The following is a 16,568-nucleotide window of genomic DNA, read 5'->3' as shown; positions in this document are numbered from 1 at the left end:
CAGCCTGGTAAAGCCAGTTCTGCGGTGTTTCTGGAATGTGCGCGTTCAGCCGGCGTCGGGGGCTGAGTAGCTACTAAAGTTGTAGAGTTATCGCTGTCTAGCGCATATTTAATATGCGCCAGTAGCTATAATTTTTGTAGTAATAATTGGCTGTAGTTAGCCCAAGGAAAACGCCCCATGCAGACAGACAAAGAAATCGACACGCGCGGCCTGAACTGCCCGCTGCCCATCCTGAAGGCCAAAAAAGCGCTGACCGACATGCAAAGCGGCCAGTTGCTCAAGGTGGTGTCTACCGATGCGGGTTCGGTGCGCGACTTCCAGGCGTTTGCCAAGCAAACCGGCAACGAGCTGGTGGGGCAGGAAACGGCGGGGACCGATTACATCCACGTCCTGCGACGGCGCTAGGCGTGCCCCCACCCCGACCCTCCCCCGGAGGGGGCGGGCGTAAGGCAGGAGGCGCTTAGCCCAGGCGGGCCAACTGCTCTTTCAAGCGCTCCAGCGTCGCGCCAAAGTCGGTGATGCGGCCGCGCTCCAGGGCGATCACGGCGGGCGGGGCTTTGGCCACAAAGGCTTCGTTGCTCAGCTTGTTGTGTGCCTTGGCGATCTCGCCTTCCAGCCGGGCAGCTTCTTTGCCCAGACGGGCTTTTTCGGCTTCTACGTCAATCTCCATGTGCAGGCACAGGCGTGCGTCGCCGGCCACCACGGTGGGCGCGGCAAGGGCGGCGGCTTGCCAGGCGGCTTCGTCGTCAAACAGCTTGACCTCGCTCAGCTTGGCCAGCGACTGCAATACCGGTGCAACGCTCTGCATGAAGGTCGCATCGCCCACGCAGTACAGCGGCATGCGGGTGGCGGGGGATACGCTCATTTCGCCGCGCAGATTGCGGCAGGCATCCACCAAGCTCTTGAGCTTGGCAATGTGCGCAATGGCCGCCTCGTCAATGCGTTCGGGCTGGCTGACGGGGTAGGCGGCGATGCTGATCGACTCGCCCGCACGGCCTGCCACCGGAGCCACTTTTTGCCACAGCTCTTCGGTGATGAACGGGATCAGCGGGTGCGCCAGACGCAGCAGGGTTTCTAACGTGCGGATCAGAGTGCGGCGGGTGGCGCGTTTTTGTGCATCGCTGCCGGTGTTGATCTGCACCTTGGCGATTTCCAAATACCAGTCGCAGAACTCGTTCCAGGCGAATTCGTAGATCGTGTTGGCTACATTGTCCAGGCGGTAGTCGGCAAAGCCCTTGGCGACTTCGGCCTCGGCTTGCTGTAGTTTGGAGACGATCCAGCGGTCGGCCTGGCTCAGGTCCAGGGTGTCGGCAGGCTGGTCTTCCAGCACGCCGCAGTCCTGGCCCTCGCACTGCATCAGCACGAAGCGGGTGGCGTTCCACAGCTTGTTGCAGAAGTTGCGATAGCCCTCGCAGCGCTTGCTGTCGAAGTTGATGCTGCGGCCCAGCGAGGCCAGCGACGCAAAGGTAAAGCGCAGTGCGTCGGCACCAAAGGCGGGAATGCCCTCGGGGAATTCCTTCTCGGTGTTCTTGCGCACGGCGGGCGCGGTTTCGGGCTTGCGCAGGCCTACCGAGCGTTTGTCCAGCAAGGGGGCCAGCGCAATGCCGTCGATCAAGTCCACCGGGTCCAGCACATTGCCTTCGGACTTGCTCATCTTCTTGCCCTGCGCGTCGCGCACCAGGCCGTGGATGTAGACGTGTTTGAACGGCACCTGGCCGGTGAAGTGCTTGGTCATCATGATCATCCGGGCCACCCAGAAGAAGATGATGTCGTAGCCGGTGACCAGCACGGAGGAGGGCAGGTACAGGTCGTAGTCCTGCGTCTTCTCGGGCCAGCCCATGGTTGAGAACGGGACTAGTGCGGAGGAGTACCAGGTGTCCAGCACGTCTGCGTCGCGCGTCAAGGTTTTGCCCGGAGCTTGGGCTTGCGCTTCGGCCTCGTCACGCGCCACGTAGACCTTGCCGTCTTCGTCGTACCAGGCCGGAATCTGGTGGCCCCACCAGAGCTGGCGGGAAATGCACCAGTCCTGGATGTTGTTCATCCACTGGTTGTAGGTGTTGACCCAGTTTTCGGGCACGAACTGCACCTCGCCAGACTGCACTGCGTCGATGGCTTTTTGGGTGATGGACTTGCCGGTGGGGTCTTGCGGGCTGACCTTGCTCATGGCGACAAACCACTGGTCGGTCAGCATCGGTTCGATGACTTGGCCGGTGCGGGCGCACACGGGCACCATGTTTTTGTGCGGCACTGCTTTTTGCAGAAAACCTTGCGCTTCCAGGTCTTTCAGCACGGCTTTGCGGCAGTCGTAACGGTCCATGCCCCGGTATTGCGCGGGGCCGTTCTCGTTGATCTTCGCGTCCAGCGTGAAGATGGTGATCAACGGCAGCTTATGGCGCTGGGCGACCTGGTAGTCGTTGAAGTCGTGGGCGCCGGTGATTTTTACGCAGCCACTGCCGAAAGTCGGGTCTACATAGTCGTCGGCGATGACCGGAATCTGCCGATCGCACAGCGGCAGATCGACCATCTTGCCGATGAGGTGCTTGTAGCGTTCGTCCTCCGGGTGGACCGCCAGCGCGCCGTCGGCCAGCATGGTTTCCGGCCGGGTGGTGGCAATGTGCATGCCGCGCATCGGCGTGGCGTCGGCGGCGGTTTGGGGGCCGTCGCTGAACGGGTACTCGATGTGCCACATGAAGCTGTCGCGCTCTTCGCTCTCCACCTCCAGATCGCTCACCGCGCTTTGCAAAATCGGGTCCCAGTTGACCAAGCGCTTGCCCCGGTAGATCAGGCCCTGCTCGTACAGCTGCACAAAGGTTTCGGTGACGGTTTTGGACAGCTTGGGGTCCATCGTGAAGTATTCGCGGCTCCAGTCCACGCTGTCGCCCATGCGGCGCATCTGGGTGGTGATGGTGTTGCCACTTTCCTCTTTCCACTCCCATACCTTGCTCACAAAGTTCTTCCGGCCCAGGTCATGGCGGCTGATCTTTTGGGTTTGCAACTGGCGCTCCACCACGATTTGGGTGGCAATGCCGGCGTGGTCGGTGCCGGGCACCCACACGGTGTTGTGGCCCTGCATGCGGTGGTAGCGGGTCAGGCTGTCCATGATGGTCTGGTTGAACGCGTGGCCCATGTGCAGCGTGCCGGTCACGTTCGGGGGTGGCAGCTGGATGGCGAATGCCTCCACGCCGTCTTTCGGCTGGCCCGTGCCCCGGTAGCCCGCTACGCCGTAGCCCCGGCGCTCCCATTCCGGCCCCCAATGCGCTTCCAGGGCGGCGGGTTCAAAGGATTTGGACAGGCTGTTCAGGCCGGGTTGTTGCAGGGTGTCGGTCATCGGGGGCTCTTTGCTCGGCGGAATGAAAAACGGCATCCTCTGGGGATGCCGTTTGAATGGGTTACAGGGTGACCCGGATTTTACCGGGCGGCTGTAGCGGGTTTAAGTGGGTTTACTTGGCATCCACCAAAGCCGAGATGTCCAGCAGCGTCAGCTCGTTGTCGTCGGGCTGGCCGATGGTGCGGCCCGAAGAGAACGGGAAGTTGTTGTCGTTGACCAGCACGATGTGCTTGGCATCGACCACGGTCAGGCCTTCGGGGCCCAGGTGCGGCAGCACAAAGTTGGCTTCGTTCGGGCCGCGCTTGGCCAGCAGTTGGGGGTTGCTGATTTTGGTCAGGTCGATGAAGGCCACCTTCTTGACAAAGCCATCGGCATCCAGCTGGCTGAAGTCGATTTTGTAGACGCGCTTGAAGCTGGCTGGGTGGGTGAAGCAGTCGGTGCGCGGGGCCTTGGGGCAGCCGGGGCCTGCGCCTTCGCTGGCATCGTCGCGCTCGATCACCAGGCCGGTGCTGGTGGTCAGCATCTGGAAGTCGGCGGCCACGTTGCCGGCGGCTTCAAACTGGTATTTCCACTGGCGTTCGGTGTAGCGCTGGCTGGCCACGTCCAGCTCCAGAATGCGGGTGAAGGGCTTGCCGTTGCGGGCTTCTTGGGCTTTGGCTTGGGCATCCCACATGGGCCATTCCAGCATCGGGTAGACGGTTTTTCCGTCGATGGACTGGGCCATAGGCTCGAAACCACCCGAGCGGCGCACTTCAAAGCCTGCATCGCCGGGGTAATTGGGCAGGCGGGCGTTCATATAGTGGTCGGGGCCCCGGGCAGGCTTGCCGCCGACCACGGTTTCCACCACGCCCAGCACCTTGCCCTGGGGCGTGACGCGCAGGATGTAGGGGCCAAACTCGTCACCAATCCACCATTCGCCGCCCACCACCTGGATGGACTCGGGGTCGAAATCCGAGCCGGTGAGGTAGCGGGTGGCGGTGTTTTCGTTGCCGATGTGGAACGGCACTTTGCGGTCGGGGTCGTGCAAAAAGGTGGTGTGCAGGCGGGTCACGGTGCCGCTGGCCCAGTCGGCCTGCACGTGGTGGACCATCAGCAGCGCATCTTGCGAATTGATTTTGCTGCCGAAACCGTTGTCGGTGAGGGCCAGAAACTGGTTTTTGCCCAGCGACACGATGCCCGAGAAGCCCTGCACCGACTGGCCCTGGATGGGCAGGCTGCCACCCGAGTTGCGTGGGTATTTGGGGTCGCCCACAAATGTCACCCCGGCCACCGCGCCCAGCACTTCGCTGCGCTGGCGGTTACCCGCGCTGAACTTGCCTGCGGTGGCAAACAGCGGCCCGGCCTCGACAGGCGCGGCCACGGTGCTGCTGGAGGGCAGGGCGGCGTGGCCGGCCAGCACGGCGGTGACTTCGGTTTGGGCTTGGGCGGTGCTGACAAGGGCGGCGGCGAGTGCCAGCGCAGAGAGTGCAAAACGGGACATGGAAGACAACTTTGTAGGAGTGGATGCAGCCTGTTAGCCTAGGATGTGTAGATGAATCCCCTGTGACAGCGGGCCGGTCAACACGCTGCCGTCGCGGTGCGTTACAGGCATTTAGAAAGCATTTCCATGAAAACAACGGCAAATACTGTGGTGCTCGGGGCGCTGGTGGTGTGTGCGATGGCACCGGCTTGGGCGGTGTACAAATGCACTGCGCCCGACGGCAAGGTGAGCTACCAAACCCAGGCTTGCCCTTTCACCGGCACGGGCGCGGTGCTCTACCCCGGCCGCCGGGTGGTGGTGGTGCCCGACCCGGAAACCTTCTCGCCCATCAAGGCCCAGAACCAGTCGGACTCCTTTGCACCTGCGCCAGTGGCCACCGTGGCCCCGTCCGGCAACCCCTTGGACGCTGAGGCGCAAACCTGCCTGGCCTTCATCCAGCCCATGCTGAAAGACCCCGGATCGCCCTCTGCGCGCGATGTGCGCAAAGAGGGCACGGTGCTGGCTATGACCGTCTACGCCAAAAATTCCTACGGCGGCACCACCAGCAAGGCGGCGGCCTGCGAGATCAAAAACGGCTTGCTCGATGTGGGCTGGACCAATATCCACCTCAAGCGCCTGGGCTGGTTTGCCGGGTAGCCGTTGGTGGCGGTGCTCCTGTCGATAATGGCCGCCAAAGGATGCCCGCCCATGTTGTTTTTGTTGTCGCCTGCCAAGGCCCTGGATTTTGAAACCCCCGCTACCGGCCAGCCCCACACCCAGCCGCTGTTTACCGCCCAGTCGGCCGAACTGATTGCGCTGCTGCGTGAAAAGTCGCCCCTGCAAATCTCCGAGCTGATGCACCTCAGCGATGCCTTGTCGGGCCTGAACGTGGCGCGCTACCAAGCCTGGAGCCCGAAGTTCACCGCCGTGAATTCCAAACAAGCGGTGCTGGCCTTCAATGGCGATGTCTACGGCGGGCTGAACGCCGCCACGCTGCCTGCCGACGCGCTGGCTTGGACGCAAGAGCACCTGTGCATCCTCAGCGGCCTGTACGGCGTGCTGCGCCCGCTGGACTATATGCAGCCCTACCGGCTGGAGATGGGCATCCGGCTGGCCAACCCGCAGGGGGCCACGCTGTACAAGTTCTGGGGCAGCCAGATTGCCGACTACCTGAACCAGCGCCTGCGCGCCGACGCCACGCCGGTGGTGGTGAATCTGGCCTCCCTTGAGTATTTCAAGGCGGTAGACCGCAAGGCGCTCAAGGCCCAGGTGGTGGAATGCGTGTTTGAAGAGCTGCGCAGCAACGGCCAGTACAAGATCATCAGCTTCATGGCCAAACGTGCGCGCGGCCTGATGGCCCGCTATGCCGCCGAGCACCGACTGAGCCTGCCGCAGCAGTTGCAGGGCTTTAACCTGGAGGGCTATGCCTATGCGGCGGCCGAGTCGCAGCCCGAGCGGCTGGTGTTCCGCCGCAGCGCAGCGCTCCATGCCTGACTTTCCCGTTAAACCCGGTGCGGCCGCACAAACCGCCACGCCCGCCCTGCGCCAATGGATCGTGGCGCAGGCCGAGGCCGGGTTTGCGCCCGATGTGGTGCTGGCGTCCATGCAGGCCTCGGGCTGGGACGCGGATGTGGCCCAGGCCGCCGTGTACGCCACCCTGACCGCGCATGTGCAAGACCAGCGCCAGCGGCCCGCCGCCGTGCCCGTGCCCAGCCCGGCGCTCGACGCTGCACCCCTGTGGCTGGACGCAGGCGACCGCCAGGTGGCCGTGCTGTCTGTCATGCGCCAGCCCCGGCTGGTGGTGTTGGGTGGCCTGCTGAGCGATGCGGAATGCAGCGCGCTGGTGGCGCTGGCCCGCCCGCACTTGCGCCGCTCGCTGACCGTAGAAACCCGGAGCGGCGGCGAAGAAGTGCATGTAGACCGCACCAGCGACGGCATGTTTTTTACCCGGGGCGAGAACCCGCTGGTGCAGCGCATCGAAGCCCGCATCGCCCGCCTGCTGCACTGGCCGGTGGAAAACGGCGAAGGCTTGCAGGTGCTGCGCTACCAGCCCGGTGCGCAGTACAAGCCGCACTACGACTACTTTGACCCGGCCGAGCCCGGCACGCCCAGCATTCTGGAGCGCGGCGGCCAGCGCGTGGCCACACTGATCATCTACCTGCAAGCCCCCGAACAGGGCGGTGCCACTACCTTCCCCGACGTGCAGCTGGAGGTGGCCCCGCAGCGCGGTAACGCCGTGTTCTTCAGCTACGACCGGCCCCACCCCTGCACCCAAAGCCTGCACGGCGGCGCACCGGTGCGGGCAGGTGAAAAGTGGATTGCCACCAAGTGGTTGCGGGAACGCGAATTTATATAGCCAAATATGCCTCTGGCGCATGTTCTACTTGCGCTAGTAGCTATCAAAAAATGAGTAACCTACGATGAGCAACCCGAACACCCCCGACCAGTCCCAGCTGGGCAAATCCTCTGCCTACATCGACCAGTACGACGCATCGCTGCTGTTCCCCATTCCGCGTGCCACCAAGCGCGCTGAAATCGGTCTGGCCGACGTCACCACGCCGTTCTTCGGGGCGGATTTGTGGACCGCGTTTGAGCTGAGCTGGCTGAACCTGCGCGGCAAGCCGCAGGTGGCGCTGGCGCACATCACCGTGCCGTGTGAAACCCCCAACATCATCGAGAGCAAGTCGTTCAAGCTCTACCTGAACAGCTTCAACAACACCCGCTTTGCCGATGCCGCGATGGTGCAGGCCCGCATCCGCACCGACATCAGCGAAGCCGCCTGGCGCGGCAGTGCCACCCCCGCCACGGTGGGCGTGCGCATCCTGCTGCCCGAGATGTTCGACCGCGAGCCGGTGCACGAGCTGGACGGCCTGAGCCTGGACCGGTTGGACATGGATTTCGACACCTACAGCCCCGACCCCACGCTGCTCAGCGCCACCACAGACGAAGCCCCGGTTACCGAGGTGCTGACCAGCAACCTGCTGAAAAGCAACTGCCTGGTCACCGGCCAGCCCGACTGGGGCAGCGTGCAAATCAGCTACACCGGCCCGCAAATCGACCAGGCCGGCCTGTTGAAATACCTGGTCAGCTTCCGCAACCACAACGAATTCCACGAGCAGTGCGTGGAGCGCATCTTCATGGAGCTGTGGACCCGCTGCCAGCCCATCAAGCTCACGGTGTACGCCCGCTACACCCGGCGCGGCGGGCTGGACATCAACCCGTTTCGCACCAGCCACCCCGGCGCGTTGCCGGGCAACGTGCGCACCGCGCGGCAGTAAATCCGGTTCAGCCGGGTCTGGCTGCCACCTTTCAGGCGCTCTGGGCCCGCTGCTCCAGCAGGGGCACTGGTTCCGGCCGCCCAAAGTAGTAGCCCTGGAAAGCGTCACAGCCAATGCCGACCAGAAAGTGGCGCTGCTCGGCGGTTTCCACCCCTTCGGCGATGACTTTCAGGCCCAGGTTGTGGCCCAGCGCCACGATGGTGCGGGCGATCACGGCATCGCTGTGGTCGGTCAGTACATTGCGCACGAAGGACTGGTCGATCTTCAACTGGTCCAGCGGCAGGCTTTTGAGGTGCGACAGCGATGAGTAGCCGGTGCCGAAGTCGTCCAGAGAAAAGTTCACGCCATAGGCCTTGAGGGCGTTCATCTTGGCGATCACGTCATCCACATCGTTGACCAGCATGCTTTCGGTTAGCTCCAGCTTGAGTAGCTGCGGTCGGGCACCGGTCTTGGCCAGCGCCGCAGTTACGTGGGCCACGAAGTCGGCCTGGGCGAACTGCACGGCGCTGACGTTGACCGCCATGCTCCAGTGGCCGGTGGCGGGGTTGTGGGCCCAGGTCTGCAACTGGGCGCAGGCGGTCTCCAGCACCCATTGGCCCAGGGGCAGGATTAGGCCGGTTTCCTCGGCCAGCGGGATGAAGTCGCCCGGCGCGATGCGGCCACGCAGGGGGTGCTGCCAGCGCACCAGGGCTTCGGCACCGGTGGGTGCGCCATTGCTGTCTACCTGGATTTGGTAGTGCAACACAAATTGCTGGGTGCTCAGACCCTGGCGCATGTCGCGCGCCAACTCGGTACGGGCCATGGCGGTGGCCTGCATGGCGGGGTCGTAAAAGCAGGCGGTGTTACGGCCTGCCGATTTGGCCTGGTACATGGCTACGTCGGCTTTCTTCAGCAGATCCTCCATGCTTTCCTGGTCCCGGGCGAACAGCACAATGCCGATGCTGGGCGTGCTGTCATAGATCAGGCCGCGCAGTTTGTAGCTTTGCCCTAGGGAGTAAAGAATTTTGTTGGCAATGGCTTCGGCCTGGGTTACCGCCTCGGGGGCATGCGGGCTCAAGGCCTCCAGCAACAGCACAAATTCATCGCCGCCCAGGCGGGCCACGCTGTCGGCTTCACGCACGCAGGCGTTCAGGCGGGTGGCGACCTGTTGCAGTAGCTCGTCGCCCATGTCATGGCCCCAGCTGTCATTGAGCTGCTTGAAATGGTCCAGGTCTAAAAGCATCACCGCGCCATGCTGTAGGCTGCGGCAGGAGCTAGCCGTCGCTTTGTGCAGGCGGTCCATCAGCAGGCGCCGGTTCGGCAGCCCAGTCAGCGGATCGTAAAAAGCCAGCCGGCGGATTTCCTCGTCGTGCAGTCGGCGCTCAGTGATGTCGCGCACGATGCCGATGAACGTGGGCTGCCCGGAGCGCGTGATCTGCGAGACCGACAGGCTCATAGCGAACACTTCACCATTCTTGCGCACACCCTCCACCTCGCGCGGCTTGCCGATGATGCGGGCTTCGCCGGTGCGCTGGAAGTACTGCAGATAGCCATCGTGGTGGCTGCGATGCGGCGCGGGCATCAGCATGGATACATTGCGCTCCAGCACTTCGCCCAGGGTGTAGTTGAAAATCTGGCTGGCGGCCTGGTTGAAGGTTTGAATCCGTCCCCGGACATCGATGGTGATAACGCCATCCACCATATTGTCCAGAATGGCCTGGCTGTGCAGGGCGGATTCTTCCAGCGCCGTCTGGCCTGCTAACAGTTGCTCCTTGCGCCCCGTGACGTTGTGGTGGGACACCACGTACAGCCCCGGGTGGGTATGCAAAGGCATGACCCGCATGACGAACCAGCGTTTCTCGTCAGGGCTGTGGCAGGCGTATTCGCCGTCAAAAGTAGTGGCCATGCCGTTGAGCACTCTGCGGATGCCATCTACAGGGGCTTCCTGGTCAGCCCCGGCGGCGTTGAAGGCTTGGCACACACGCAGGTAGTTGCGGCCGATCCACTGGTGGTCTTCGGCCATGCCGTTGCGGGTGCCGAAATCGATCCAGTCCTGGTTGACATAGTGGATTACGCCGCGCTGGTCAATGATGGCTATCTGGCTCCACAGCGAGTTCAGTGCTGGCTCGAACTGGCAATTGCGCGTGGCTGCCAGTACCTCGGTCATTTGGCTGGCGTGGCGCAGCGGTCTGCTGACCCGGTGCGGCCGGGTCAGCGGGGTGGTGGCGGTTTTCAAGGTATTGGGGTGAATCACGCCAGGTGAAACACTTGCACCGAGCGGGCCAGCGTACGGCTGCTGTCGCTCAGGCCCTCGGCGGAGGCAGCAGACTGTTCGACCAGGGCGGCGTTTTGCTGGGTCACGGCGTCCAGCTGGTTCACCGCCTCGTTCACCTGGGCGATGCCGCCCGACTGTTCGACGGTGGCGCGGGTGATCTGGCGGATCAGCGCGCCCACCTCCTTGACCGACGCTACCACTTCGTCGATGGTGCGCCCGGCATCGCTCATCTGGTGGCTGCCAGCCGCAATCTGCTCGGCCGATTGGGCAATCAGCGTGCGGATCTCGCGGGCCGCCACTGCGCTGCGTTGCGCCAGGGCACGGACCTCGGTAGCCACTACCGCAAAGCCCCGGCCTTGTTCCCCCGCGCGGGCGGCTTCGACGGCGGCGTTGAGCGCCAGGATGTTGGTCTGAAAGGCAATGCTTTCGATCACGCCAATGATTTCCTGCACCTTTTTGGACGATGCGTCGATGTTCTGCATTGCCAGGCCTACCTGGTGCACGGCTTCACCGCCCCGGGTGGCCACGTGGGTGCTCTTGTCGCTTTGCTGCGCCACCTGTAGGGCGGTGTCGGCGGTCTGCTGCACCGTGCCGGACAGTTGCTCCATGCTGGCTGCGGTTTGTTGCAGGCTGCTGGCCTGCGACTCGGTGCGTTCCGATAAATCCAGGCTGCCCGAGGCGATTTCGGCGGCGACCTGGGTAAAGCCGTTGATTTCGGTGTTTACATCGCCAATCACGGCCCGCATATTGATCTTGATTTGCCACAGGCAGCGTACCAGCGAGCCCAGTGGCGCAGGGTAGTTCAGTGCAATCGTGGTGTTGAGGTTGCAGCCCGACAGGTCGCTGGCAAAGCGCTCGGCTTCTTGCACCACATCCGACACATGGCTCTTGAACCACAGCACCATCACCGCCGCGCAGGCCAGTTGCAGGCCGACTTGCAGCAGCAGCCCCATCTGGCCCTGCACCCCCAGCAGCAGCGGCAACAAACCCACGCCGACCATGGCCGCCAGCACCAGCATGTAGCGCTGGGTCATGCCGACGCTGGCCAGTCCGCTCAGCGTACCGCGCCAGCCCAAGGGGCGCACCACACCGGCGCGCAGCGCAAAAGTAGGGCGGTTGGCGGTCCGTTCGCTGCGCATGCGGGCGTACAGGGCTTCGGCATCCTGCACCTGCTGGTGGCTGGGCTTGGTGCGCACCGACATATAGCCGCGCGGCTTGCGGCCGTCCATGATGGGGGTGACGTTGGCCTGCACCCAGTAAAAGCTGCCGTCCTTGCGCCGGTTTTTCACCATGCCGGTCCAGGGGCGGCCGTGGCCGATGGTGCTCCACATGTCTTTGAATGCCTCGGCTGGCATGTCGGGGTGGCGGATCATGTTGTGCGGCTGACCGATCAGCTCGTCGTAGGTAAATCCGCTGACCTGCACAAATGCGCCATTGCAGTGGGTGAGGATGCCCCGGGTGTCGGTGGTGGACACCAGCATTTCGGTCAACGGGTAGTCGTACTCTTGCTGGGTAACGGGCAGGTTGGATCGCATAAGACTTTTCTTCGTAGTGGTAACTACATTGGGTAAAAGTCCCAATTAGGCGGGAGTTGGTGGCGGGTTTCAAGCTATGGCTGGGCTGGTTGGCGTTCGCTTGATCCAGGTCAAATACGCTGTGGTGTGCCAACCCCGGTGCAGTCGGGCTGCGGATGGGGGTACATGAAGGGCGTTCATGCTGCGCTTAATTAAATTTAGCAAACTAAAAGTGACCCTAGCGCATATTCAATATGCATGAATAGCTATTTAAATGATAGCAACAACCCGTTGCACTACCCATAATTTTGAGAAATATTGTGCGGATGTGAATCTACGGTGAAGCCACCTGCGTATCCATCAAACCATTGCACCCAATGGACAACCCCACCAGGAGATCACCATGCACTTCAAACGCAACCCCATCACCGCCGCGTGCCTGTTACTCGCGCTGAGCAGCGCGGCCTTTGCCTCCAGCCACCGCGAGGCGCCGTTCATCACCACCGCGCCGAAGGTGGACGGCACCGACTTCTACATGTTCCGCAGCTACGAGGGCGTGGCCAGCAACGGCAGCGGCGGCCGATCCGACTACGTGACCCTGATCGCCAACTACCAGCCGCTGCAGTCGCCCTACGGCGGGCCCAACTACTTTGCGATGGACCCCAACGCGCTGTACGAGATCCACCTCGACAACAACGGCGATGCCAAAGAAGACCTGAGCTTCCAGTTCCGCTTCAACAACAAGCTCAACAGCGTGGCCCTGGCCATCGGCAGCGCCAGCGTGGCGATTCCGCTGATCCAGGCCGGTGCCGTAGCCAACCTGAACGATGCCAACCTGAACCTCAACGAGAGCTACACCGTCAACGTGGTGCGCGGCGACCGCCGCAAAGGCAGCGTGGCCGCCGTGACCAAGGCCGATGGCAGCAAGACCTTTGAGAAGCCGGTGGACTACATCGGCAGCAAAACCCTGGGTGACAGCGCCGCGTATGAAACCTACGCCCAAAAGCACATCCACAGCATCAAAATCCCCGGCTGCCCGGCGGGCAAAGATGTAGGCAAGGTGTTTGTGGGCCAACGCCAAGAGGGCTTTGCCGTCAACCTGGGCACGGTGTTTGACCTGGTCAACGCGCCCACCGCCTTCTTGCTAGACCCGGCCAACAAGGATGCAGCGGGCAACGGCGGCCAGCACGTGATCCAAAAGGCCAACATCACCACCATCTCGCTCGAAGTACACAAAGACTGCCTCACCGCAGGCAGCGACCCCGTCATCGGCGGCTGGACCACTGCCAGCCTGCGCCAGGCGCGCTTGCTCAACGGCAAGCCCGGCATGGGCCACCAGGCCAGCGAAAAAGCCGGAGGCGCCTGGGTGCAGGTGTCGCGCCTGGGCAACCCGCTGGTCAACGAGCTGGTCATCGGCCTGCCCGACAAAGACAAGTTCAACGCCTCCAAGCCGCAGGACGACGCCCAGTTCTTGACCTACGTCACTAACCCCACGCTGCCCGCCCTGCTGGGTGTGGTGCTGGCCGGCAATGCCACCGCCGTGGCCCCCACCAACCTGCCGCGCACCGACCTGGCCACCGTGTTCTTGACCGGCATTGCCGGGGTCAACAAGCCCACCAGCGCCACGCCGTCTGAGGTGCTGCGCCTGAACACCGCCATCGCCCCGGTGCCGTTTGCCAGCCAAAACCGCCTGGGCGTAGCCGGTGAAGTGCTGCGCGTGGGCGGCACGGCCAACCTGGCGCAAGCGGTAGATTTGGCGGGCTTCCCCAATGGCCGCCGCCCCAAAGACGACGTGGTGGATATCGCCCTGGTGGCCGTGCTGGGCGGCCTGTGCGTCATCAACGGCGACAACAACAGCTTGGGCCTGAACGGTGTGCCCGGCGTGCCCAGCCTGACCTCGGCCTGCAAAGCCTCCAGCGTGCCGCTGGGCGGCCAGTCGGCCAACATCCACGACGCCGTGGACCAGGCCACGGTGCCGTTTCTCAGCCGCTTCCCGTACCTGAATACCCCCAACTCTGGCTCTGCCACCTACTAAGGACGCACCATGTTGAACTTTCACAAAGCAACGCCGTTGGTGTTCGTCTTGTTGGCCGCGTGCGGTGGTGGCGGAGACGGTACGCCGGTTGCCCAGCTTGTACCTGGCACCACCGAAGTGCCGCTGGCCGTGCAAACCCAAGTGGGCGACGTGATCGCCTTCGGTCAGGCCCAGATCGCCAGCACCAGTGACAGCCGCGACCCGGTGGAGCTGGCGGATACGGTACTGGCCACCAGCGACTCGGACGAGCCAGCGGAGATCTGACGCAACCCCCCTGCCTTGCTCCCTCCCCCGCCTGGGGAGGGCCGGGGTGGGGGCACAGCGCTTATAGGTAAAAACAGCCCCAAGCGCATATATCATCTGCGCAAGTAGCTCTCATTTAAATAGCAAACCCATGCGCACCACTTTTCTGATCATGGCCCTGCTGTGCAGCCCCGCCTTTGCCGCCACCCCGCTGCACCCGAGCCGGGCCGACGAGGTGGTCGAGCGCCTACCCACCATCACCCGGGTGCGGCCTGCCACCGTGGTCAACTCCGACCCCCTGGCCGCTGCCACCCAGGCCCGCGCCCACATCGCCACCGCCCGCCAAACCGGCGACACCCGCTACTGGGGCCGGGCCCAGGCCGCGCTGGCCCCGTGGTGGGACCAGGCCGACGCGCCGGTGGACTTGGCCGTGCTGCAAGCCACCGTGCAGCAGGGGCGGCACGACTTTGCCGCCGCCCGCAGCGTGCTCACCGCCGCCTTGCAGCGCAACCCCCGCCACGCGCAGGGCTGGCTGAACCTGGCGGCGTTGGAGCGTTTGTCGGGCCAGTACGCCGCATCCCTGCAAGCCTGCGCCGCCGTGGCCCGCGCCGGGCAGGCCCTGTACGCCCAGGCCTGCCAGCTGGAAACCCAGTCGCTCCAGGGCCAGACCACCGCCGCCCGCACCGGCTTCACCCAGCTGCTGGCCGCTACGCAAGACCCGTCACAAACCAGCTGGTTGCAATCGCTGCTGGCCGAGAGCGAAGAACGCGCGGGCCGGGATGCCGCCGCCCTGGTCGCCTACCAGCGCAGCCTGCAAGCCGAGCCCGACCTCTACACCAGTATCGCCCTGAGCGACCTGCTGCTGCGCACCGGTAAACCCGCCCAGGCATTGGCCGTGCTCCAGCCGCTGCCCCCCACCGATGCCGTGCTGCTGCGCCAAGCCACCGCCTTGCGCCGCCTGGACAACCCCGACTGGAAAACCCTGCGCGCCACCCTACGCGAGTGGAACACTGAGCTGGCCCGCAGGGGCGACAACCTGGCCCTGCATGGCCGCGAGCAAGCCCTGGTCGCCCTGTGGCTGGACAGCGATGCCCCTGCTGCCCTGGCCATCGCCCGCCGCAACCTGGATTTGCAACGCGAACCCATCGACTGGTGGATTGCCCTGCAAAGCGCCCGCGCCGCCAAAGACCCGGTTGCCGTGGATGCATTGCATGCGCAAATGCAGAAAATTGGCATGAAAGATGCACGGAGTCAGCCATGAAGAAGCTGTTCGCCATCCTGTTGGCTTGTTATGTGAGCGCCCCCGCCTGGGCCCACAAAGGCAGCGATGCCTACCTGGACGTGCGCGAGCAGGGCAGTGCCATAGCGGTGCAACTCTCGGTGGCCCTGAAGGACCTGGACCTGCTGATCCCGCTGGATGCCAACGCCGACGGCAACCTCACCTGGGCCGAAGTGCAGGCCGCCACCCCCGCCGCCCTGGCCCAGCTGCAAAGCCACGCGGCGCTGGAGGGCTGCACATTGCAATGGACGTTTGATGGCCTGGAAACCCGCAGCGACGGTGCGTACTTGCGCGCCACCAGCCCGGCCCATTGCCCGCCCGGCACAGCCCTGGCCCTGCGCTACAGCCTGTTCGCCAACGCCGACAGCAACCACCGCCTGATCGTCACCGGCCGGGTGGATGGCCACGACCTGCTGGCCACCGCAGCGCCGCAGCAAGCCACGCCCCTGCTGCTGCGCCAGGCCAGCGCCCCGCGCGGCAGGGCGCAGACGGTGTGGGAGTACCTGCAACTCGGCATGCACCACCTGCTGGAGGGCTACGACCACATGGCCTTTCTGCTGGCCCTGGTGTTGCCGCTGCAACTGCGTCTGGGACGCAGCCCCCACCCCAACCCTCCCCCGGCGGGGGAGGGGGTCATGCATTCACTCCCTCCCTCCAAGGGGGAGGGTCGGGGTGGGGGCGGGCGGCCACCCACCGCGCCTGTGCCAAGCCCCGACGCGAACCCCTGGTGGCCGCTGCTGCGCACCATCACCGCCTTCACCATCGGCCATTCCATCACCCTGGTGCTGGCCACCCTGGGCTTTACCAGTGCCTCTCCGGCGTGGGTCGAGCCGGTCATCGCTGCGTCCATCGCCTTTACCGCGTTGCTCAACATCTACCCCGTGCCGCTGCTGCGTGCCGAGCGCCTGGCGCTGGTGTTTGGCCTGGTCCACGGCTACGGCTTTGCCGGTTTGCTGATCGAAGCCGCCGCCCCCGCAGGCCTGCTGCCCTGGGCGCTAGCCGGGTTCAACCTGGGGGTGGAGGCAGGCCAGCTCACCGCCGTGGCGGCCTGGGTGCTGTTGTCGCAGCTGGTGGTGCGCCAGCCTTGGTATGGCAGCGTGGTGGTGCGCGGTGGCTCGTCGCTGCTGGTGGGGCTGGCGGTGTATTGGTTTTGGCTGCGGGTGGTGTGAGGGGGGGGC

Annotated in this window: 13 protein-coding genes; 9 read left to right on the top strand and 4 right to left on the bottom strand. The window is 64.2% G+C overall.

Annotated features, from left to right (window positions below; translation table 11 throughout):
* The first annotated feature begins 177 nt into the window (after window positions 1-177).
* Window positions 178-405 (top strand): sulfurtransferase TusA family protein, encoded by a 228-nt coding sequence (locus AC0969_RS01060; protein ID WP_479622271.1) that lies wholly within the window; start codon window positions 178-180, stop codon window positions 403-405.
* Window positions 406-460: 55 nt separating this feature from the next.
* Here the strand turns inward: AC0969_RS01060 and AC0969_RS01055 are convergent, their stop codons facing one another.
* Both AC0969_RS01055 and AC0969_RS01050 read right to left on the bottom strand, forming a co-directional pair.
* The gene (locus tag AC0969_RS01055; RefSeq protein ID WP_479622270.1) at window positions 461-3,328 is read right to left on the bottom strand and encodes a valine--tRNA ligase; all 2,868 of its coding nucleotides are present in this window, start codon (window positions 3,326-3,328) and stop codon (window positions 461-463) included.
* 112 nt (window positions 3,329-3,440) lie between these two features.
* Window positions 3,441-4,808: an esterase-like activity of phytase family protein gene (locus AC0969_RS01050; protein ID WP_479622269.1), complete on the bottom strand. Its 1,368-nt coding sequence runs from the start codon at window positions 4,806-4,808 to the stop codon at window positions 3,441-3,443.
* 126 nt (window positions 4,809-4,934) lie between these two features.
* Here AC0969_RS01050 and AC0969_RS01045 point away from each other — a divergent pair, with 126 nt between their 5' ends.
* The 4 genes from AC0969_RS01045 to queF all read left to right on the top strand — a co-directional run bounded on the left by AC0969_RS01045 (window position 4,935) and on the right by queF (window position 8,065).
* Window positions 4,935-5,444: a hypothetical protein gene (locus AC0969_RS01045; protein WP_479622268.1), complete on the top strand. Its 510-nt coding sequence runs from the start codon at window positions 4,935-4,937 to the stop codon at window positions 5,442-5,444.
* Between the two features lie 51 nt (window positions 5,445-5,495).
* Complete coding sequence (gene yaaA / locus AC0969_RS01040; protein WP_479622267.1) at window positions 5,496-6,281, top strand: peroxide stress protein YaaA; 786 nt, start codon at window positions 5,496-5,498, stop codon at window positions 6,279-6,281.
* Window positions 6,274-7,143, top strand: coding sequence for a 2OG-Fe(II) oxygenase (locus tag AC0969_RS01035; protein WP_479622266.1), 870 nt, complete (start codon window positions 6,274-6,276; stop codon window positions 7,141-7,143). The genes yaaA and AC0969_RS01035 overlap by 8 nt, the downstream gene beginning before the upstream one ends.
* Before the next feature lie 64 nt (window positions 7,144-7,207).
* Window positions 7,208-8,065 (top strand): NADPH-dependent 7-cyano-7-deazaguanine reductase QueF, encoded by an 858-nt coding sequence (gene queF, locus AC0969_RS01030; protein WP_479622265.1) that lies wholly within the window; start codon window positions 7,208-7,210, stop codon window positions 8,063-8,065.
* Window positions 8,066-8,096: 31 nt separating this feature from the next.
* On the opposite strand, the gene AC0969_RS01025 is transcribed toward queF, so the two are convergent.
* Window positions 8,097-10,280: a putative bifunctional diguanylate cyclase/phosphodiesterase gene (locus tag AC0969_RS01025; protein WP_479622264.1), complete on the bottom strand. Its 2,184-nt coding sequence runs from the start codon at window positions 10,278-10,280 to the stop codon at window positions 8,097-8,099.
* A gap of 14 nt (window positions 10,281-10,294) precedes the next feature.
* Complete coding sequence (locus AC0969_RS01020) at window positions 10,295-11,854, bottom strand: methyl-accepting chemotaxis protein (protein WP_479622263.1); 1,560 nt, start codon at window positions 11,852-11,854, stop codon at window positions 10,295-10,297.
* Window positions 11,855-12,236: 382 nt separating this feature from the next.
* Between AC0969_RS01020 and AC0969_RS01015 the strand changes: the two genes are divergently transcribed.
* The 4 genes from AC0969_RS01015 to AC0969_RS01000 all read left to right on the top strand — a co-directional run bounded on the left by AC0969_RS01015 (window position 12,237) and on the right by AC0969_RS01000 (window position 16,559).
* Window positions 12,237-13,868: a DUF4331 domain-containing protein gene (locus AC0969_RS01015; protein ID WP_479622262.1), complete on the top strand. Its 1,632-nt coding sequence runs from the start codon at window positions 12,237-12,239 to the stop codon at window positions 13,866-13,868.
* A gap of 9 nt (window positions 13,869-13,877) precedes the next feature.
* The gene (locus AC0969_RS01010) at window positions 13,878-14,132 is read left to right on the top strand and encodes a hypothetical protein (protein WP_479622261.1); all 255 of its coding nucleotides are present in this window, start codon (window positions 13,878-13,880) and stop codon (window positions 14,130-14,132) included.
* A 130-nt stretch (window positions 14,133-14,262) separates the two neighbouring features.
* Entirely contained in the window at window positions 14,263-15,372 is a 1,110-nt protein-coding gene (locus AC0969_RS01005; RefSeq protein WP_479622260.1) for a tetratricopeptide repeat protein, read from the top strand.
* The gene (locus tag AC0969_RS01000; protein ID WP_479622259.1) at window positions 15,369-16,559 is read left to right on the top strand and encodes a HupE/UreJ family protein; all 1,191 of its coding nucleotides are present in this window, start codon (window positions 15,369-15,371) and stop codon (window positions 16,557-16,559) included. The genes AC0969_RS01005 and AC0969_RS01000 overlap by 4 nt, the downstream gene beginning before the upstream one ends.
* The last annotated feature ends 9 nt before the right edge of the window (window positions 16,560-16,568 follow it).

The organism is Rhodoferax sp. LB1P47, from assembly GCF_056521445.1.
Note: the sequence above shows the minus strand (reverse complement) of the source record. Positions and strands in the feature narration are given on the sequence as shown.